This window comes from Spinactinospora alkalitolerans, from assembly GCF_013408795.1.
GTDB classification, from domain to species: Bacteria; Actinomycetota; Actinomycetes; order Streptosporangiales; family Streptosporangiaceae; genus Spinactinospora; species Spinactinospora alkalitolerans.
Window position 1 is genome coordinate 1,353,758 of the sequence record NZ_JACCCC010000001.1, and the last position, 16,979, is coordinate 1,370,736.

Sequence of the window (16,979 nt, forward strand, 5' to 3'; positions counted from 1 at the left end):
CACACGACTTCCGCGAACCTCGGTACAAGGCCGAGTACATCTGGATCGACCGCGCTCTCCGCGCGCCCGGGCGGCCGGGAGGTGCCCAATCCTTGCCGAAACCCTTGGCAGATCTTGCCGATTAATCACCGGCCGGAGCGCAGTTGAATCCGTAGCAGCCACACCACGCACCGCACGGAGGAGCTGCGCTGATGACGGGACAACGGTCCGCACGGCGGGTCCGGATCGGAATCGACACCGGAGGCACGTTCACCGACGTCGTCGCCCTGGACGAGGACACCGGGGAGCTCGTCACCACCAAGACGCCCTCCACCCCCGCCGACCCGGCCGACGGCTTCATGGACGGCGTCACCAAGGTCGTCGGCCTGCTCGGCGGCGCGGTGGAGATCGGCTCCATCTCGCACGGAACCACGGTGGCGACCAACCAGCTGCTGGAGGACCGGATCGACCGCCTCGGCTTCATCACCACCGAGGGCTACGAGTTCGTCCTGGAGATCGCCCGGCAGGCGGTGCCCGACGGCTACGGCAACTCCTACTTCTGGGTCAAGCCCGACCGCATCGTCCCCGTGGACCTGGTACGCACGGTCGGCGGCCGGCTGGACCACACCGGCGCCGAGATCCGGCCGCTGGACGAGCAGCAGGCCGCCGAAGCGGCCCGCTGGTTCCGCGATCAGGGCGTCGACACGATCGGCGTCTGCCTGCTGCACTCCTACGCCGACCCCGGCCACGAGCGCCGCGTCCGCGACATCCTGCGCGCCGAGCACCCCGGCGCCGTCGTCTCCATCAGCTCCGAGGTCCTGCGCGAGTACCGCGAGTACGAGCGCTCCATGACCACCCTGGTCGACGCCGCGGTCAAACCCCGCGTGGCCCGCTACGTCAGCGGCATCCGGGACCGCATCGACGCGTCCGGTACCGCCGGCGACGGCCGCAGGCTGCCCTTCCACATCATGAAGTCCAACGGCGGCGTGCTCTCGGCCGAGGAGGTCGTGCACCAGCCCATCACGACCGTGCTCTCCGGGCCGGCCGCCGGTGCGCTGGGAGCCGCGTTCATCGCCCGGCACGCCGGGTTCGACCGGGTGCTCACCCTGGACGGCGGCGGCACCTCCACCGACGTCTCCGTGGTCGTCGACGGCGAGCCCAGCCTCACCACCGAGGGCAGCATCGGGCGCTTCCCCTCGAAGATCCCCATGATCGACATCGTGACCGTCGGCGCGGGCGGCGGCTCCGTCGCCTGGATCTCCCCCGAGGGCACGCTCAAGGTCGGCCCGAGATCGGCCGGCGCCGACCCCGGACCGATCTGCTACGGCAACGGCGGGACCGAGCCCACCATCACCGACGCCCACGCCATGCTCGGCCGGATCCCGCCGCACCTGCTGGGCGGGGAGATTCCGCTCGACGTCGCCGCGGCCCGCGAGGGGATCACCAAGGTCGCCGACCAGCTCAGCCTCGGCCCGGAGCAGGCGGCGACCGGCATCCTGGAGATCTCGGCGTGGAACCAGGCCAACGCGCTGCGCCAGATCACCGTCCAGCGCGGGCTGGACGTGCGCGACTTCCACATGGCGACGTTCGGCGGCTCCGGCTCGCTGCTGCTGTGCCGGCTGATCGACATCCTCGGCCTCGCCGGCGTCATCGTGCCCCGCGACCCCGGAAACGTCTCGGCGTTCGGACTGCTCACCGTGGACGTCAAGAACGACTACGTGCAGACGGCCGTGGCCAGACACGCCGACCTCGACCTGGACCGCCTCGCCGGGATCTACGCCGCCCTCGCCGGACGCGCGGCCGAGGCGCTGGACAGCGAGGGCTTCGCCAGGGCCGAGCACCGCTACGACCGCACCGCCGACCTGCGCTACTTCGGTCAGGCCTACGAGGTGCGGGTCCCGGTGCCGGACGGCCCGGTCGACGCCGACCTCGCCGAGCGTGTCGCCGGGGCGTTCCACGACGCCCACCTTCGGCTCTACGGCTACGACTTCCGCGACGACCCGAACCAGCAGGTGGAGTGGGTGAACCTGCGGGTCTCCGGCGTCGGCCCGATCCGCAGCCCGCTCCCGCAGGAGCCGACCGCGCGCGACGGCGACGCCTCCCGCGCCCTGGCGGGGGAGCGCGAGGTCTACTTCGACGACGCGGGGATCCCGGCCGGCCACCGCACCACCCCGGTCTACCGGCGCCGGGACCTGGCGCCGGGCGACCGGATCACCGGCCCCGCCGTCATCGAGGAGTTCGGCTCCACCGTCCCGATCCATCCGGGCTTCGCCGCGCGGATCGACCGTTCCGGCAACATCGTCGTCACCACCGGCACCGCACGGGAGCGCTGACCCATGACCACCGCCACGACCGGCCCCAAGGCCGTCGACCCCGTCGTCCTGGAGATCGTCGAGGGCACGCTCGCCTCGGTGGAGAAGGAGGTGGAGACCGCGATCGCGCGGACCTCCCGCTCGCCGATGATCCGCGACGCCCACGACTTCCGCGCCGGCATCCACGACCGCAGGCTGCGCAAGCTCACCGGGCGCTCCTACTCCGCCCTGGTCCACCCGGTGGCCCGGGACTTTCCGCTGGAGACCATGCGGCCGGGGGACGTGTTCTTCCACAACGACGTCTACGAGTCCGAGGGCGGCATCGGCCACCTGCCCGACCTGTGCGTCACGGTCCCCGTGTTCCACGACAGCGGGGACGGCCCCGAGGTGGTGGCGTTCGTCCAGGCGTTCGGCCACCACGACGACATCGGCGGCGCCTGCCCCGGTTCGATGCCCTCGGGCGCCACCTCCGTCTACCAGGAGGGCCTCATGGTCCCGCCGATCCGGCTGTGGGACCGGGGCAGGCCCAACGAGGCGGCGCTGCGCATCATGACCCGCAACTCCCGCATGCCCGACTCCCTGGCCGCCGACCTCGACGCCGAGTGCTCGGCCTGCCTGATGGGCGCGCGCCGGCTCGGGGAGCTGTTCGACCGCTACGGGCGCGCGACCGTCGAGGACTGCTTCGACGCGCTCCTCGACGCGACCACAGAGACCTATCGGCGCGAGATCCTGGCCAAGATCCCCGACGGCACCTACGTCTGGGAGGACTACGCCGAGCACGACGGCGTCGACGAGCCCCGCCTGCACACCCAGCGGATCACGCTGACCAAGGTCCCCGACCGGGTGATCATCGACTTCACCGGGACCTCGCCGCAGGCCAAGGGGCCGATCAACCACTGCGGGGACTACGCCGACGGCAACTTCCTGAAGAAGTGGCTGGCCCCCATCCTGCGCAACCTCGCCGACACGCCCGAGCGCATGGCCGAACTCGACGTCAACGAGGGCGTGGTCCCGCTCATCGAGATGCGCTTCCCGCCCAAGGGCACGCTGCTCACCCCGGTCTTCCCCGCGCCGACCAACGCCCGCACCTTCGTGATCCTGCGGCTGCTGGGCGTGCTGGCCGGGGTCCTGGCCAAGGCGGTGGACGGCAGGATGCCCGCGGACCAGGAGACCATCCGCTACACCGGCGTCCACGGCACCGACGCCGACGGCAACCCCTACCTCATGCGCGAGGTGCTCGGCGGCGGGTCCGGGGGCCGGCACTACGCCGACGGCGAGGACACCATCCACGTCGTGCCCGACTCGCGCAACCTGCCCACCGAGTTCACCGAGTCGCGGTTCCCGTTCGTCGTGGAGCGCCTCGGCCTGGCCGTCGACTCCGGCGGGGCGGGGCGGTACCGGGGCGGCCTGGGCTACGAGAAGCACATCCGGATGCTGCGCGACGCCTCGTTCATGTCCATCGCCGACCGCTCCATCCTGTCGTGCTGGGGGGTCAAGGGCGGCCGGGCCGGCCGCCCCTTCCAGGTCACCATCGACCCGGGCGGCCCCGACGAGCGGGAGATGGAGGGGCTGGCCGACGACGAGCCGGTGCGGGCCGGCGAGGTCATCCGGATCCGCACCACGGGCGGCGGAGGATGGGGCGATCCCCTGGACCGCGCCGTCGAATCGGTCGTCCGGGACGTCGCCTGGGGCAAAGTCTCCCGCGAGGCGGCCCTTTCGGACTACGGTGTGGTGGTCAGCGGACCGGCCGACGCACCCCTGGCCGACCACGCCGAGACCGAGCGGCTGCGCGCGAGGCTGCGCGCCGAGCGGCCCTCCGACGCCCCCTTCTTCGACCGGGGCCCGGGGTACGCGGTCCTGTCCGGGGGTGCGCAGCACGCGGAGGTGGATCGACTGTGAGGCAACCGTGCGTCCTCGTGACCGGGGCCGCGGGCAAGACCGGACGCACCGTCGTCACCGCGCTCGCCCACGCCGGCGTGCCCACACGCGCCCTGGTCCACCGGCCCGGCCACGAGGACGCCGTCCGCGCGTGCGGCGCGGACGAGGTCGCCGTCGGCGACATGCGCGACCGGCGCGTCCTCAAGGACGCCGCCGACGGCGCCGCCGCGATCTACCACATCGCCCCGAACATGAGCCCGGACGAGGTGGAGATGGGGGAGGTGCTGGTCTCCGCCGCCCGGGCCGCCGGGGTGTGGCGGGTGGTGCACCACTCGGTGCTGCGCCCGCAGATCGAGGCGATGCCGCACCACTGGGCCAAACTGCGGGTGGAGGAGGCGCTGTTCCGGTCCGGCCTGGACGTCACCGTGCTGCAGCCGGGGCCCTACGTGCAGAATCTGCTGGGCGGCCTGGCCGAGGTCCAGGAGACGGGCGAGCTGCGGGTGCCCTACTCCATCGACGTGGAGTTCGCCATGGTGGACCTGTGGGACGTCGCGGCGGTGGCGGCGCGATGCCTGACGGAGCCGCGCCGGCCGGTGACCGCCGACCAGGTGCGCGGGTCGGCCAGGGTCGGACTGGCGTCCCTGGACGACCGGGGCGGCGACGACGACCACTCCCACGCCGTCTACGAGCTGGCCGGCCCGGCCAACGTCTCGGTCCGGCACTACGCCTCGGCGCTGGGTGACGCCCTGCACCGCCCGGTGCGCCCGGTCGCCGTGCCGCTCGACGAGTGGCGCGAGGGGGCGCGCCGCTCGGGCCTGCCCGAGCACGCGGTCGCCGGCCTGTCGGCCATGTTCGACCACTACGACGTGCACGGCCTGCGCGGCAACGGCCGGATGCTGCGCCACCTCCTCCGCCGACCGGCCACAGACCTGCGCGAATGCCTGCGCCGCGAACTGCGCCCCGTCCTCGTGGAGCAGCGCCGCCTCCACTGAAGGACGGTGGGTCGGACGCGTGCGTATGTCTACATGTGACAGCCATGGCCGACTTCTTGGGCAGTTCTCGCCCGCGCTGGAGCGGGGTCGGTTCTCTACAGTCGGCACTACGTCCCGAGCGGGACGGCCAGCGCAAGAGGAGACCGATGCCCGCACAGCGCCGCGTTCTCGTCGCTCTCGGCGGCAACGCCATGACCACCCCCGACGGCAGCGCCCGCCCCGATGACCAGCGCAAGGCCATCGAGGGCGCCATGGAGCACGTCGCCGACCTCATCGAGGCCGGCACCGAGGTCGTGCTCACCCACGGCAACGGACCGCAGGTCGGCAACCTGCTGGTGAAGAACGAACTCGCCGCGCACGTCGTGCCGCCGGTGCCGCTGGACTGGTGCGGCGCGCAGACGCAGGGCACCATCGGGTTCACCATGGTCGGCGCGCTGGAGGCGGCGCTGCACCGCCGCGGACTGCGGCGCTCGGCGGCCGCGCTGGTCACCCGCACCCTGGTCGACGCGGCCGACCCCGCCTTCGCCAGCCCCAGCAAGCCCATCGGCCGATACCTCGACCGCGGCGAGGCCGAGCGCCTCATCGAGCTCGGGCAGAACTGGGTCGACCTCGGCGCCCGCGGCTGGCGGCGCGTGGTGCCCTCCCCGGAGCCCCGCGAGATCCTCGACGCCCCGGCGATCGGCGCGCTGCTGGACGCGGGCGTGGTGCCCGTTGCGGCCGGCGGCGGCGGGATCCCGGTCGTGCGCGACCCCTCGGGCGCGGTGCGCGGGATCGAGGCGGTGCTGGACAAGGACCGCACGGCCGCGCTGCTGGCCCGCACCGTGCGCGCCTCGACCCTGGTCATCGCCACCGACGTGCCCAACGCGGTCCTGGACTTCGGCACGCCGGCCGCCCGGCCCATCGGCCGGATCAGCGCCGCCGAGCTGGGCGAGTACGCCGCCGCCGGGCATTTCGGCGGTGGCAGCATGGGGCCGAAGGTGCAGGCCGCGCTGCGGTTCGTGGCGGCGGGGGGCGAACGGGCGGTCATCACCGCGCTGGACCGGCTGGAGTCCGGGCTGGCCGGCGCGGCGGGGACCGTCGTCGAGCCGTGAGACCGGCGGCCGGGACCGGCCGCCGCAACGAGGGAGCGGTGCGGCCGGGCGGCGGCGACGGGTGCCCGGTGTCCGAGACCGATGCAGAAGAAGACGACCGACGAAGAGAGGGGGCCGCAGGTGCCCAGGCCGATTGAGGTCCACAAGGTAGCGATCGAAAGCGTCACGGACGCCTCAGGGCTCGCCAGGCTGATCGACGACGGCGTGTTCGCCGCCGACGACGTGCTCGCCGTGATCGGCAAGACCGAAGGCAACGGCGGGGTCAACGACTACACCCGCATCCTGGCCGACCGGGCGTTCCGCGAGGTGCTGGTGGCCAAGGGCAGCCGCAGCGACGCCGAGGCCAAGGAGGTGCCGCTGGTGTGGTCCGGCGGCACCGACGGCGTCATCTCGCCGCACGCCACGATCTTCGCCCACGCCCCCGAGGGCCGCTACGCGCCCGACGACGAGCCGCGCGTCACGGCCGGCGTCGCCATGAGCGAGGCCATCCTGCCCGAGGACATCGGCCGGCCCGAGATGGTGCGCAAGGTCGCCGACGGCGTGCGCAAGGCCATGGAGATCGCCGGGATCACCGACCCCGCCGACGTCCACTACGTGCAGACCAAGACGCCGCTGCTGGTGCTGGAGACGATCAACGACGCCAAGTCCCGGGGCCACGACGTCTTCACCGAGGACACCCTGAAGTCCATGGACGTCTCCAACTCCACGACCGCGCTGGGCATCGCCACCGCGCTCGGGGAGATCGAGGAGCCCAAGGCCGAGCAGATCCACTCCGACCTGTCGCTGTACTCCTCGGTGGCCTCCTGCTCCTCGGGCGTGGAGCTGGACCGGGCCCAGATCGTGGTGGTCGGCAACGCCCGCGGCGTCGGCGGGCGCTTCAGGATCGGCCACGGCGTCATGCGCGACGCCCTGGACTCCGACGGGATCTGGACGGCCATCCGCTCGGCAGGCCTGGACCTGCCCGAACGGCCGCACCCCGACGACCTGGGCGACGCGCTGGTCAACGTGTTCCTCAAGTGCGAGGCCGACCCGACCGGCCGGGTGCGCGGACGCCGCAACATCATGCTGGACGACTCCGACGTGCACTGGCACCGCCAGATCAAGGCGACCGTGGGCGGGGTGACCGCCGCGGTCACCGGCGACCCGGCGGTGTTCGTCTCGGTGGCGGCCGTGCACCAGGGGCCCTCCGGCGGCGGCCCGGTGGCGGCCGTGGTGGACCTCGGCGCCTGAGTCCGACCGCTCCGCGGCCCCCGGCGACCCGGTCGCCGGGGGCCGCGCCATGCCCCGGGCCACCTGCGCCGAAACCCGCAATTCCAGGGATGTTCTCCGGTATGCAATTGCCCTGGGGCCCGATAGGGTTCGGGAATCCGCGTTTGAAAACAATGGTCCGGTAATGCCCCGGCATTGCCACGACCGAGGCTCGGCTCATACGGCAGGGAAAGAGTCCGACGTGGCCCATGAACTCGGCGCACAGGAGAAGATCACCTACGGCCGGAACGACCGGTTCGAAGGCGGCCCGGTCGGAGGGGGCCGGTTCTGGCTGGACGAGCAGGGAAGACCCGTGGCCAAGATCGGGGGCCCGCCGGACTGGCAGCCCGAGGTCATGATCGACGTGCGCATCGGCGACACCTTCGCCGTGGGCGGGCAGACCTGGCGGATCACCGACATCGTCGACGCCGAGTCCCCCAAGGCCTACCTGCTGGCGGTCCGGGTCGGCTGATCCGGCGCCGGACGCGGATGCTGTCCCGCCGCGCTCCCGCCCGCCGATCTTGGCCTTGAGTTTCAACCTCGGCCATCGGGGGCCGTGAAGCCTCAGCCCAAGGAGGGATCCGCGATGACTGGGCGATCCTCTCGCGTGGCCGAAGGCCCGTAGACGGAAATCGTCCACCCGCGCGCCGTCCCTCCTGGGGCGGGCCTGGCCGATCTCCTGGGTCGAGGTCGGCCAGGCCGCCCGACCCGGTGTGGCCGAACGCGCCCCGGTCTCCTGGGCGGCGGTCCCGCGTGCGCAGAACGCAGCGGAGCGCTGCGCTGACCCTGCGAATCGAGACGCTTCGGTTACGTGGAACACGTTCCCGCCGAGACCTTCCCGCCGCTACCTTCGATGCTGGTCGGAGGCTGTTCCGCGCTCCCGCTGCGCCGGACCCGGCGCCCGCACCGGCCCCTTCCCGCGGTCGGCCGGAGCGCCGCGACCGGTCCCAGGGGCTGTCCCCCGTCCCTGGGGCCGTGTCACCGGCCGCGTCGCGCGACCGGTGGGTGCGGGCGGGGCGTGTCCCCGTGTGGGTTAGGTTCTTCGCATGGGCATTCGGCATATCGCGCTGTTCCGCTGGATCGAGGGCACCACGCCCGAGCAGGTCGAGGCGGTCGAGGAGAGGCTGACCAAACTGCCGGGACTGATCCCGCAGCTCAAGGCGTACGCCTTCGGCGCAGATCTGAGGATCGGTTCGGGCAACTACGACTTCGCGGTCAGCGCGGACGTGGCGGGGGAGTCGGACTTCATCGCCTACCGCGACCACCCCGAGCACCAGGCGGTGCTGGCCGTCATCAGGCCGATGCTCGCCGACCGCGCGGCGGTGCAGTTCAACATCGCGGACTAGTGTTCTACTGAGGTTTGCGGAAGTCGCGCGGGGTGGGATGGCGGGGAGGCTGCGGCGGGAGCGCGGCCCCTTTCCTCGGGCGGGATGCTTTATCGCCGCCGGTGGGCCGCGCCCCGCCGCCGAAGCAGACGGCAAAGGTGTGCGCGAACCCGCGCCACCGCTTCGGCCGGGAGGCGCGGCCCCACGCCGGGCTCACCGGTGAAGGACGCGCCAAGAGGGCCGCACTCTCCCGGCGACCTCCCGCAGAACCGTCCCTGCACCTAAAAGGCCCGCTCGACTTCTGCAAGCCTCAATAGATCCTGTTCTCATTTATCGGGCGCCCGGTGCCGGAGACGGCTCGGGCGCCTTTGCCGTTTCCGGTAAATACTTATGTTCTCAGGGGGATCCGAGGCGGACCCGAAGTTTCCGGCGCGGGGTGCGGACCCGGTCTTGCGCTAGAACGGGTTTCAGTATTAGGTTCCCTTGCAGAGCCCCGGGTCCGGCGGGGCGCTCCGCGGCTCCCCTGGGTCGCGGAGCGCGCCGGACAACGGGCACGAACGCGTCGCCTGCCGGAGACGGATCGCGCCCCGTCTCCGGCGGGCGACGTCCCCCGACCTTTTCGCTGACGTCCCCTGACACCGCGGCGGCTCCGCGGCCACTTTCGTGACCTGCGGCGGCCGAAGTACTAGCCTGGGCCTGTCCACGGCAACGGCGCGCCACGGGGAGCGGACATGGGCCAGCAGACGACCGGGACCGGTGCGGATTGGACGCGGGCCCCGGGGGCCGGCGCCGAGCGGTCCGCGGCGGTGCCGCCCGCACCCGGGGACGACCGGCAGGACGACTACCGCTCGGGCCCGGTGGGCCGGCGGCGCAGTTGGTACGGGACCAAGAAGCACGTCAAGCGGGTGCTCGGCTGGCGGCTGCCCAACCTCGCGATGCGCGGGGCGGTCGGGCTGGCAGCGCCGCGGCTGCGTGGGACCGGTCGGCTGCCGGCGCCGGTCTCGGTCCCCGAGGTCGTGGGCCGGGTCGACGGGGCCGAGTACGTCATGCTGCGGCCGTCGCGCTGCGTGGTGGCCAAGGAGCTGTACTGGGGCGGCGGGCGCCGTCCGCAGCCCGCCGACGACTTCGCGGTCCGGCTGTTCGCCGCCGCGGCGCGCCCTGCGGCGACGATGCTGGACATCGGCGCCTACACGGGGCTGTTCACGCTGGTCGGCACCGCGGTCAACAGCGAGCTCCGCGCGCACGCCTTCGAGATCGTCCCGGAGGTCTACCACGCCCTGTTCGACAACTGCGTGCGCAACCGGGTGCTGCACCGCACGACCCTGCACCACGTGGGCGTCGGCGACCCCGCCGTCACGATCGGCATGCCGGTCCGCTCCGGCGACTCCGCGCTGCCCTGCTTCTACTCCAGCGAACTGAGGTTCCGCGACGGCGTGCCCATCGGCGTCGTGGCACTGGACTCCTTCACCGACCGGACGCCGGTCGGCGGGCGCGTGCTGCTGAAGGTCGACGTCGAGGGGACCGAGGCCTCGGTCTTCGAGCACGGCCAGGGATTCCTCGCCGCCCACCGGCCCGACGTCCTCTGCGAGGTGCTGCCGGGGGCCGACGGCGAACGGCTGCGCGAACTGCTGGAGCCGCACGGCTACCGGTTCCACCTGGTGGGGGAGCGCGCGCTCGCCCCGGCCGGCCCGATCGTGCCGCACGAGCGGTTCCGGGACTGGTTCTTCACCACCCGCGAGCCCGCCGAACTGGAGGGGCTGGGCATCCCGATGGCCTAAGTCGTTGATGGGAGAAAGGCGGGGACGGTTTCCAGGCCCTGCTCGGCCTTTGCGGGCCCGGGTGGGGCTGTTGTCGGGCCTGCAGCGTCCGGCGACGCGCTGACGGCAGCCTTCCCGGGTCACCAGGGGTGAATGGAGGATTGCGACTACAGCTTTCCGACCCCGGCAACGATCTAGGTGTGCTGTTCCGGGACGATGCCGTCGAAGAGGACCCTCGTGAAGTGCCGGGCGAGGTCGCCGGTGTCCAGGGGGCCGTCGGGGCGGTACCAGCGCGCCGTCGCCCAGATGGCGTCGCGGGCCGTCCGGTAGGTGAGCCCGGGGTCGAGGTCGGAGCGGAAGGCGCCCCTGTCCTGGCCGTCCCTGAGCACGCCGGTCCAGATGCGCCGGACCTCCCGCTCCGCCCGGTCCAGATAATCGAAGCGTGAGAGGCGCCGGAGGTAGCACCGGTCGTTCTGCAGCACGGTGATCGCGGCGCGGTGCGGCTCCAGGCAGGCGTGGGCCACCGCGATGAGCTCGGTCAGCAGCCTCCGCGGGTCGCCGCCGTCGGCGACCGCCGCGCGGTGGTCGCGCAGCAGGTCGTCCAGGAAGGACGAGAGGATCTCGTCGACGATCGACTCCTTGGAGTCGAAATGGTGGTACAGGCTGCCGGAGAGGATCCCGGCCTGGTCGGCGATCTGGCGGACCGTGGTCGCCTGGAACCCCTGCTCGGCGAAGAGGCCGGCCGCGAGGCGCACCAGGGCGTCGCGCCGCTCCGAGGCGGGCGGGGCCGCGCCGTGCCGACGGCCCCGCCCGCGCGGGGCGCCGTCGTTCTCGGTGTCCACGCCCCCATTATGGGCGCCGCCTCCGCCCGGCCCGTCGGACAGCGGACGTTCGGCCTGTCGCTACTTGAGCAGGCCGGCCATCTCCGTGACCGTCGGGCAGGGCCAGCGCAGCATGCAGCAGCGGCACCGCTGCGTCATCGGCGCCGGCCCGCTGGAGACGCCGCCGCCGTCGCGCGGACGGTGCAGGGACAGCAGGTTCAGGCAGGTGTCGGCGAACGCGATGATCTCGCTGCGGGCGTTGGCGTAGAACGCGACGTCGTTGATGCGCAGCAGGGCGTTCTCGGCCGGCTGCGCGGGGATGCCGACGGTCTCCGGTCCCCAGGAGACGGCCTTGGCGGCCCGCTCGCGCACCCCTTCGATGTAGAGCCGCAGTCGTTCGTGGTCGTCCAGCCGCCCTGGAGCGGAAACGGAAACGTCGATGGGCATTGTGAATTCCCCCCGGTCGGAACGGCGTCCGACCTCACCCCGATGTTACTAAGAGTGAAGCTAGTGTTACAGATTGTTGCACTGCTGTGCGGGGAAAGCGGCGGGGCGCGCCGGGGAGTCCGCGCCGCGGACCGGGCATCGGTGACACCGGGGACGAAAGAGCGCACGGGTTGTCCCGGGGGTCTGGGACAACCCGTGCGGGGCGGGCGGAAAGGGGTATTCGCCGCCGCTCGTGCGAGCCTGGAACAGGTCGCTATCCGCAGTTCCCCCCGCAGTTGCAGGAGCCGCCGCTCTGGCAGCCGCAACCGCAGCCGGGACCGCAGTTGCATCCGCCGGGAGCCGGGGGAGTCGGACTGGACTGGGGCATGGTCCCTCCTCGGAGCCGAGGACCGGCACGGCATGCGCGTGCTTCGCTGCACCGCATGGGGGAGCACCGTCGTCGTGCTCCGTAGAGAGGGTTTCCCGGTTCCCAAGATCGGCAATCCCCCCGGCCGGTATCGGAAAAAGGCCCGCGGCGCCGGATTCGGCTGACCGCGGGCGCGCGCACCAGGCGCCTCACCGGTGTTCGGCGATCGGGTTCGTACAGGGACCGGCTGTCGCAGTGCGTGCAGCGTCGGCGATACAGCAGGTCCGGGCCAGGGAAGACCCGCCTCGTCCCGCGGACGCAGCGGTCAAAGCTCGATCAGGCGAAGAAACCGGACGCGACGGCCGGCCGCCGCAGTATTCGGTACAGCCAGATCTGCCCGATGACCATGACCGGAAGGAGCGGTGCCACGCCGGCCCCCACCAGGGCCAGTGTCGCCGGCTCCGATTCGAGTCCGGGCAGTTCAACGGCCGAGGCGACGAGCAGCGGTGGAACCGCCATGGCCAGCGCCGAGGTATGCCGCGACCAGCGGGGGCCGGACAGGCCCGAGGTCGAGGCGAGCGCCGTGACCAGGACGGTCAGCACCACGACCGCCGACAACGGGCGCCCGACCGCGGTGCCGCCGGACAGCACCGCGGCCCCGATCGCCAGGACCACCGCGCCCAGGGCCGCGCGCGCCAGCACGCGGGTCGCCTGGGCCGCGACATCGGCGGACTCCGCCGGATCGGCGGCGGACGCGGAGACCGCGACCGGTGCAGCGGGGGACGCGGCGGCCGCCACGGGGGCCGCGGCGCTCCCAGGGGCGACCGCGGCCGCCGCCCGTGCGGTGGGGAGCGGATGCGGCGGCACCACCGCGCTCTCGTCCGCGGGAACCAGCCGCTCGGCGCCGAACGCGGCCCCGCGCAGCGCGAACAGCAGCGCCACCGCGATCGCGCAGACCACCCCGAACACGCTGAACGCGGTGCCGCCGAGCAGCGCGGCCAGCACCAGCCCCCAGCACAGGGCGAGGGTCCAACTGCCGGCGACGACGGCGGCGTCCCAGAACCCGTGCCATCGGCGGGCGTCCACCCGCGCCCGGAACCACAGCCCGGCGTCGCGCCACAGCCATCCGGCGAGCAGCGCGACGAACACCGGCCACTGCTGCACGACCACGGCGCTCTTGAGTTCGGGGAAGGCGGCCGCGACCACCCCGACGGCCGCGACCAGCCACACCTCCGTGCCGAGGAAGTAGGGGGCGATGGCCGACGCCACCCGGCGCCGCTCGGCGGAGCCGCGCGCGAGGTAGGGCATCAGCATGCCCAGCCCGATGTCGCAGCCTGCGAGCACGAAGTAGCCCACCACCAGGCCGGCGAGGAAGACAACAGCGAGGGATTCCACGGAACTCTCCTAAGTGCGCGGGGCCTGAGGTTCTAGAACGTGTGGACGGGCGTGGCCGACTCGGTCTCGGGCTCGGCGGCGGGAGCGAGGGGGCCGCCCTCGGGGCCGCGCCGCGCGTAGCGGACCAGCAGCCCGCAGGTCACCGTCGCCAGAATCGCGAAGGCCCCGGTGAACAGGGAGAACGACAGCACCGCCATCCCCGATGTCATGTCGGTGAGCGCGTCGGCCGTGGTCAGATGGTGGGTGACCACCCAGGGCTGGCGGCCGGTCTCCCGGTAGACCCACCCGCCGATGCTGGCGATGAACGGCAGGAACGGCGAGAACACCAGGATCCAGTGGAACCAGCGCCACCGGTCCAGCCGGCGGACCAGCCACACCAGCAGGCCGGCGCCGACCAGGGCGCCGATGCCCATCCACGACATCACCATGGACACGTGCCCGACCTCCCCGATCGTCTGCACCGAGCCGACCCCGGCCGCCTCGATCCGTTCGATCTCGGCGGCGCTGAGCGTGTCCCCGCTGGTCGGCGGGACCTTGCCGAAGAGCCCGTACTGCATGCCGCCGAACGCCGGTGTGGGCATGACCCCCAGGGCGGTGACGAGGAGGCCGCGCTGGATCCCGCGCCGGAACATCCCGTCGGGGTCGTTGCCGCGGCTCAGGTGGTAGGCGCTCACCGCGGCCGTCACCAGCCCGCCCACCAGCAGGGCGCTGGAGACGATGTGCCCGAACGCCAGGAGCGCCGCGGGGTTGGTCATCAGCGCTGTGGCGTCGGTGAGCACGGCGGCGCCGGCGCGGACCTCGAAGCCGACCGGGTTCTTCAGGAAGCCGTTGGAGACCAGCACCCAGAAGGCCGAGGAGTAGGCGGTCAGCGTGACGACCGCGAAGACGCCCAGGTGCGCCCACCGGTTCATCCGGTCCCAACCGAAGATCCACAGGCCCAGGAACGTCGACTCGACGAAGAACGCGGCCATCGTCTCCACGGCCAGCGGGGCGCTGAAGACGTTGCCGAACATGTCGTTCAGCCCGCTCCAGTTCGTCGCCAACTGCAGCTCCATCACCAGGCCCGACAGCACGCCCATGCCGTAGTTGACCAGGTAGAGGCCGCCCCAGAACCGCACGGCGCGCATCCGGGCCGCGTCGCGCCGCAGGGTGGCGCCGAGCTGGGCGCCGAGGATGAACGGCGCCATTCCCAGGGTGAAGGCGACGAACAGGTAGTGCGTGCCCGCGGTCAACGCGAACTGCAGGCGCGCCCACTGGACGGGATCGTCGAGCACTGAGGGGCTCCTCAAGGAGTCGTCGGGAAAGCGGCTCCTCGATGGTCGCGCCCGGCCGTCTCGCGCCGCATCGCCCGCTCGGAGGCTCCTGGGCTACCCCGTGCGGAGTGCGCGCTCCGAGCCGCTACACCCTCAGGCGTAGGGGAGGACCCCGACCCGTCCCTGACCGACCCCGAAGGGCCCGGTGCCCCGCCCCACCGAGCGGAGCGCCGATCAGTCCGTCCAGCCCGGCCTGACCAGCCCCGTCTCGTAGGCCAGCACGACGAGCTGGGCGCGGTCGCGCACCCTGAGCTTGATCATCGCGCGGCTGACATGGGTCTTCGCCGTCGCGGGGCTGAGCACCAGGCGGTCGGCGATCTCGTCGTTGGACAGTCCGGCGCCGACCAGGGCCACGATCTCGCGCTCGCGGTCGGTGAGCTCGTCCAGCCGGGCCGACGGCTCGGGACGGCGCGGCCGGCCGGCGTAGTCGGCGATCAGCCGCCGGGTGACGTTGGGCGACAGCAGAGCGTCGCCCCTGGCCACCACACGCACCCCCTGCAGCAGGTCCTCGGGCTCGGTGTCCTTGACCAGGAAGCCGCTGGCGCCCATTCGCAGCGCGTCGAAGATGTAGTCGTCCAGGTCGAAGGTCGTCAGGATGACCACGCGGGTCTCACCCAGCCGCGGGTCGGTGAGGATCTGCTCGGTGGCGACCAGGCCGTCCACGCCGGGCATCCTGATGTCCATCAGGACGACGTCGGGCCGCTCGGTCCTCGTCAACCGGACCGCCTCGGCTCCGTCGCCGGCCTCGGCGACCACGCCGATGTCGGGCGTGCTGTTGAGCAGCGCGCGGAAACCCGCCCGCACCAGGGCCTGGTCGTCGGCCAGCAGTACCCGGATCACGCCTCTTCCGTTCTCTCCGCACACTCCGGCAGCCAGGCCGAGACGGTGAAACCGCCGTCGCGGCCCGCCGCGGCCCGCAGGTCGCCGCCGAGCGCCGCGGCCCGCTCCCGCATGCCGGTGATGCCGTTGCCCGGAGCCAGGTCCTCCGGTGCGCCACGGCCATTGTCCCCGACCACGATCGACATCCCCTTCGGCTCGTAGCCCAGCTCGACGGTCACGGCCGTCGGCTCTGCGTGCCGGACCGCGTTCGTCAGCGACTCCTGGACGATCCGGTAGGCGGCGGAGTCGGTGCCGGTGGCCAGTCGGCGCGGCTCGCCGACGGAGCGGACCGTGACCTCGACCCCCGCCGACCGGGTCCGCTCGACCAGCTCCGCCAGCCGGGACAGCCCCGGGGCCGGCGAGCGCGGAGCGCTCTCGTCGACGGAGCGCAGCACGCCCAGCGTCGCGCGCAGCTCCCGCAGCGTCTCCTTGCTGGTCTGCTTGATCGTGGCCAGCGCCTCGGCCGCGCGCCCCGGCTCGGAGTCGATCAGGTACAGCGCGCTACCGGCCTGCACGTTGATCAGCGAGATGTTGTGCGCGACGACGTCGTGCACCTCGCGGGCCAGCCGCAGCCGCTCGTCGGAGGCGCGCCGGCGCACCTCCTCCTCGCGGGTCCGCTCGGCCTCCTCGGCCCGCTCGCGCAGCACGTCCCGGTACTCGCGGCGCTTGCGCATCACCTCGCCGAAGATGAGGATGACGAGTACCCACGAGAACATGCCCAGCGCGTACTCCGGCCGGGGCACACCCAAGGCCAGCGCCTCCCAGATCTGGATGATCAGGAACTGCGCCAGGCCGAGCAGCCAGCCCCGCACGCGGTATCCCTGCTCGACCACGGTGTACAGCGCGATCGCCCCGGCGACGATGACGAATCCGTCGGAGAAGTTGAGGGGGTAGTAGGCCGTCGTCGCGGTGCAGGAGACCAGGCCCACGAGGATCGGGTGCGAACTGCGCCACAGCAGTGGCACGACCGCCAGGGCCAGGACCACCAGCCCCCACGGCGCCAGCGGGTTGCCGTAGGACGTTACGTCGCGGTCCAATTCGGCGTAGTAGCTGCTGCTGAAGGCGATGGCGCCCACGGCGAGCGCGACGGCGACGTCGTCGCGCCGGATCCGTCCGATCCGTTCCAGGAGCCCGTTCATCGCTTCGACGGTACGCGCACGGGCGCCCGGCCGCGTCCCCCTCCGGGAGTCGGCGGG

14 protein-coding genes are annotated in these 16,979 nt (G+C 72.6%); 8 read left to right on the forward strand and 6 right to left on the reverse strand.

All coding sequences use genetic code 11. The features are described from left to right. Window positions 1-191: 191 nt before the first annotated feature. The 8 genes from HDA32_RS06095 (at window position 192) to HDA32_RS06130 (ending at window position 10,603) form a co-directional block, all read left to right on the forward strand. Window positions 192-2,312 (forward strand): hydantoinase/oxoprolinase family protein, encoded by a 2,121-nt coding sequence (locus HDA32_RS06095; protein WP_179642272.1) that lies wholly within the window; start codon window positions 192-194, stop codon window positions 2,310-2,312. Window positions 2,313-2,315: 3 nt separating this feature from the next. Next, window positions 2,316-4,190, forward strand: a complete 1,875-nt coding sequence (locus HDA32_RS06100) for a hydantoinase B/oxoprolinase family protein (protein ID WP_179642273.1) — start codon at window positions 2,316-2,318, stop codon at window positions 4,188-4,190. After that, window positions 4,187-5,161, forward strand: coding sequence for an NmrA family NAD(P)-binding protein (locus tag HDA32_RS06105; protein WP_179642274.1), 975 nt, complete (start codon window positions 4,187-4,189; stop codon window positions 5,159-5,161). Before HDA32_RS06100 ends, HDA32_RS06105 begins: the two co-directional genes overlap by 4 nt. Window positions 5,162-5,307: 146 nt before the next feature. Then, complete coding sequence (locus tag HDA32_RS06110) at window positions 5,308-6,252, forward strand: carbamate kinase (RefSeq protein ID WP_179642275.1); 945 nt, start codon at window positions 5,308-5,310, stop codon at window positions 6,250-6,252. 120 nt (window positions 6,253-6,372) lie between these two features. Beyond that, window positions 6,373-7,482, forward strand: a complete 1,110-nt coding sequence (gene bar, locus HDA32_RS06115) for a barbiturase (RefSeq protein ID WP_179642276.1) — start codon at window positions 6,373-6,375, stop codon at window positions 7,480-7,482. Between the two features lie 220 nt (window positions 7,483-7,702). Continuing rightward, the gene (locus tag HDA32_RS06120; RefSeq protein WP_179642277.1) at window positions 7,703-7,972 is read left to right on the forward strand and encodes a DUF6406 domain-containing protein; all 270 of its coding nucleotides are present in this window, start codon (window positions 7,703-7,705) and stop codon (window positions 7,970-7,972) included. 574 nt (window positions 7,973-8,546) lie between these two features. After that, window positions 8,547-8,846 carry a Dabb family protein gene (locus tag HDA32_RS06125; RefSeq protein WP_179642278.1) on the forward strand — a complete coding sequence of 100 codons (300 nt, stop codon included), beginning with the start codon at window positions 8,547-8,549 and terminating at the stop codon, window positions 8,844-8,846. Between the two features lie 710 nt (window positions 8,847-9,556). Next, on the forward strand, window positions 9,557-10,603 hold the full coding sequence (locus HDA32_RS06130; protein WP_179642279.1) for an FkbM family methyltransferase: 1,047 nt from the start codon (window positions 9,557-9,559) through the stop codon (window positions 10,601-10,603). A 173-nt stretch (window positions 10,604-10,776) separates the two neighbouring features. On the opposite strand, the gene HDA32_RS06135 is transcribed toward HDA32_RS06130, so the two are convergent. The 6 genes from HDA32_RS06135 to HDA32_RS06160 form a co-directional block, all read right to left on the reverse strand. Next, window positions 10,777-11,424, reverse strand: coding sequence for a TetR/AcrR family transcriptional regulator (locus HDA32_RS06135; protein ID WP_312863058.1), 648 nt, complete (start codon window positions 11,422-11,424; stop codon window positions 10,777-10,779). Between the two features lie 60 nt (window positions 11,425-11,484). Further along, window positions 11,485-11,850, reverse strand: a complete 366-nt coding sequence (locus tag HDA32_RS06140; RefSeq protein WP_179642280.1) for a hypothetical protein — start codon at window positions 11,848-11,850, stop codon at window positions 11,485-11,487. Between the two features lie 682 nt (window positions 11,851-12,532). Beyond that, window positions 12,533-13,591 (reverse strand): cytochrome d ubiquinol oxidase subunit II, encoded by a 1,059-nt coding sequence (locus tag HDA32_RS06145; RefSeq protein ID WP_179642281.1) that lies wholly within the window; start codon window positions 13,589-13,591, stop codon window positions 12,533-12,535. Between the two features lie 32 nt (window positions 13,592-13,623). Further along, a complete protein-coding gene (locus HDA32_RS06150; protein ID WP_179642282.1) occupies window positions 13,624-14,865 on the reverse strand; it encodes a cytochrome ubiquinol oxidase subunit I in 1,242 nt (413 codons plus the stop codon). A gap of 213 nt (window positions 14,866-15,078) precedes the next feature. Beyond that, window positions 15,079-15,744 carry a response regulator gene (locus tag HDA32_RS06155; RefSeq protein WP_179642283.1) on the reverse strand — a complete coding sequence of 222 codons (666 nt, stop codon included), beginning with the start codon at window positions 15,742-15,744 and terminating at the stop codon, window positions 15,079-15,081. Next, the gene (locus tag HDA32_RS06160) at window positions 15,741-16,922 is read right to left on the reverse strand and encodes a sensor histidine kinase (RefSeq protein WP_179642284.1); all 1,182 of its coding nucleotides are present in this window, start codon (window positions 16,920-16,922) and stop codon (window positions 15,741-15,743) included. The genes HDA32_RS06155 and HDA32_RS06160 overlap by 4 nt, the downstream gene beginning before the upstream one ends. Window positions 16,923-16,979: the final 57 nt, after the last annotated feature.

What these genes read in the sequence shown, in the direction of transcription:
- HDA32_RS06125 (WP_179642278.1), top strand. Translation starts at nt 8,547, where the DNA reads ATGGGCATTCGGCATATCGCGCTGTTCCGCTGGATCGAGGGCACCACG.
- HDA32_RS06110 (WP_179642275.1), top strand. Translation starts at nt 5,308, where the DNA reads ATGCCCGCACAGCGCCGCGTTCTCGTCGCTCTCGGCGGCAACGCCATG.
- HDA32_RS06140 (WP_179642280.1), bottom strand. Translation starts at nt 11,850, where the DNA reads ATGCCCATCGACGTTTCCGTTTCCGCTCCAGGGCGGCTGGACGACCAC.
- HDA32_RS06095 (WP_179642272.1), top strand. Translation starts at nt 192, where the DNA reads ATGACGGGACAACGGTCCGCACGGCGGGTCCGGATCGGAATCGACACC.
- HDA32_RS06160 (WP_179642284.1), bottom strand. Translation starts at nt 16,922, where the DNA reads ATGAACGGGCTCCTGGAACGGATCGGACGGATCCGGCGCGACGACGTC.
- HDA32_RS06130 (WP_179642279.1), top strand. Translation starts at nt 9,557, where the DNA reads ATGGGCCAGCAGACGACCGGGACCGGTGCGGATTGGACGCGGGCCCCG.
- HDA32_RS06100 (WP_179642273.1), top strand. Translation starts at nt 2,316, where the DNA reads ATGACCACCGCCACGACCGGCCCCAAGGCCGTCGACCCCGTCGTCCTG.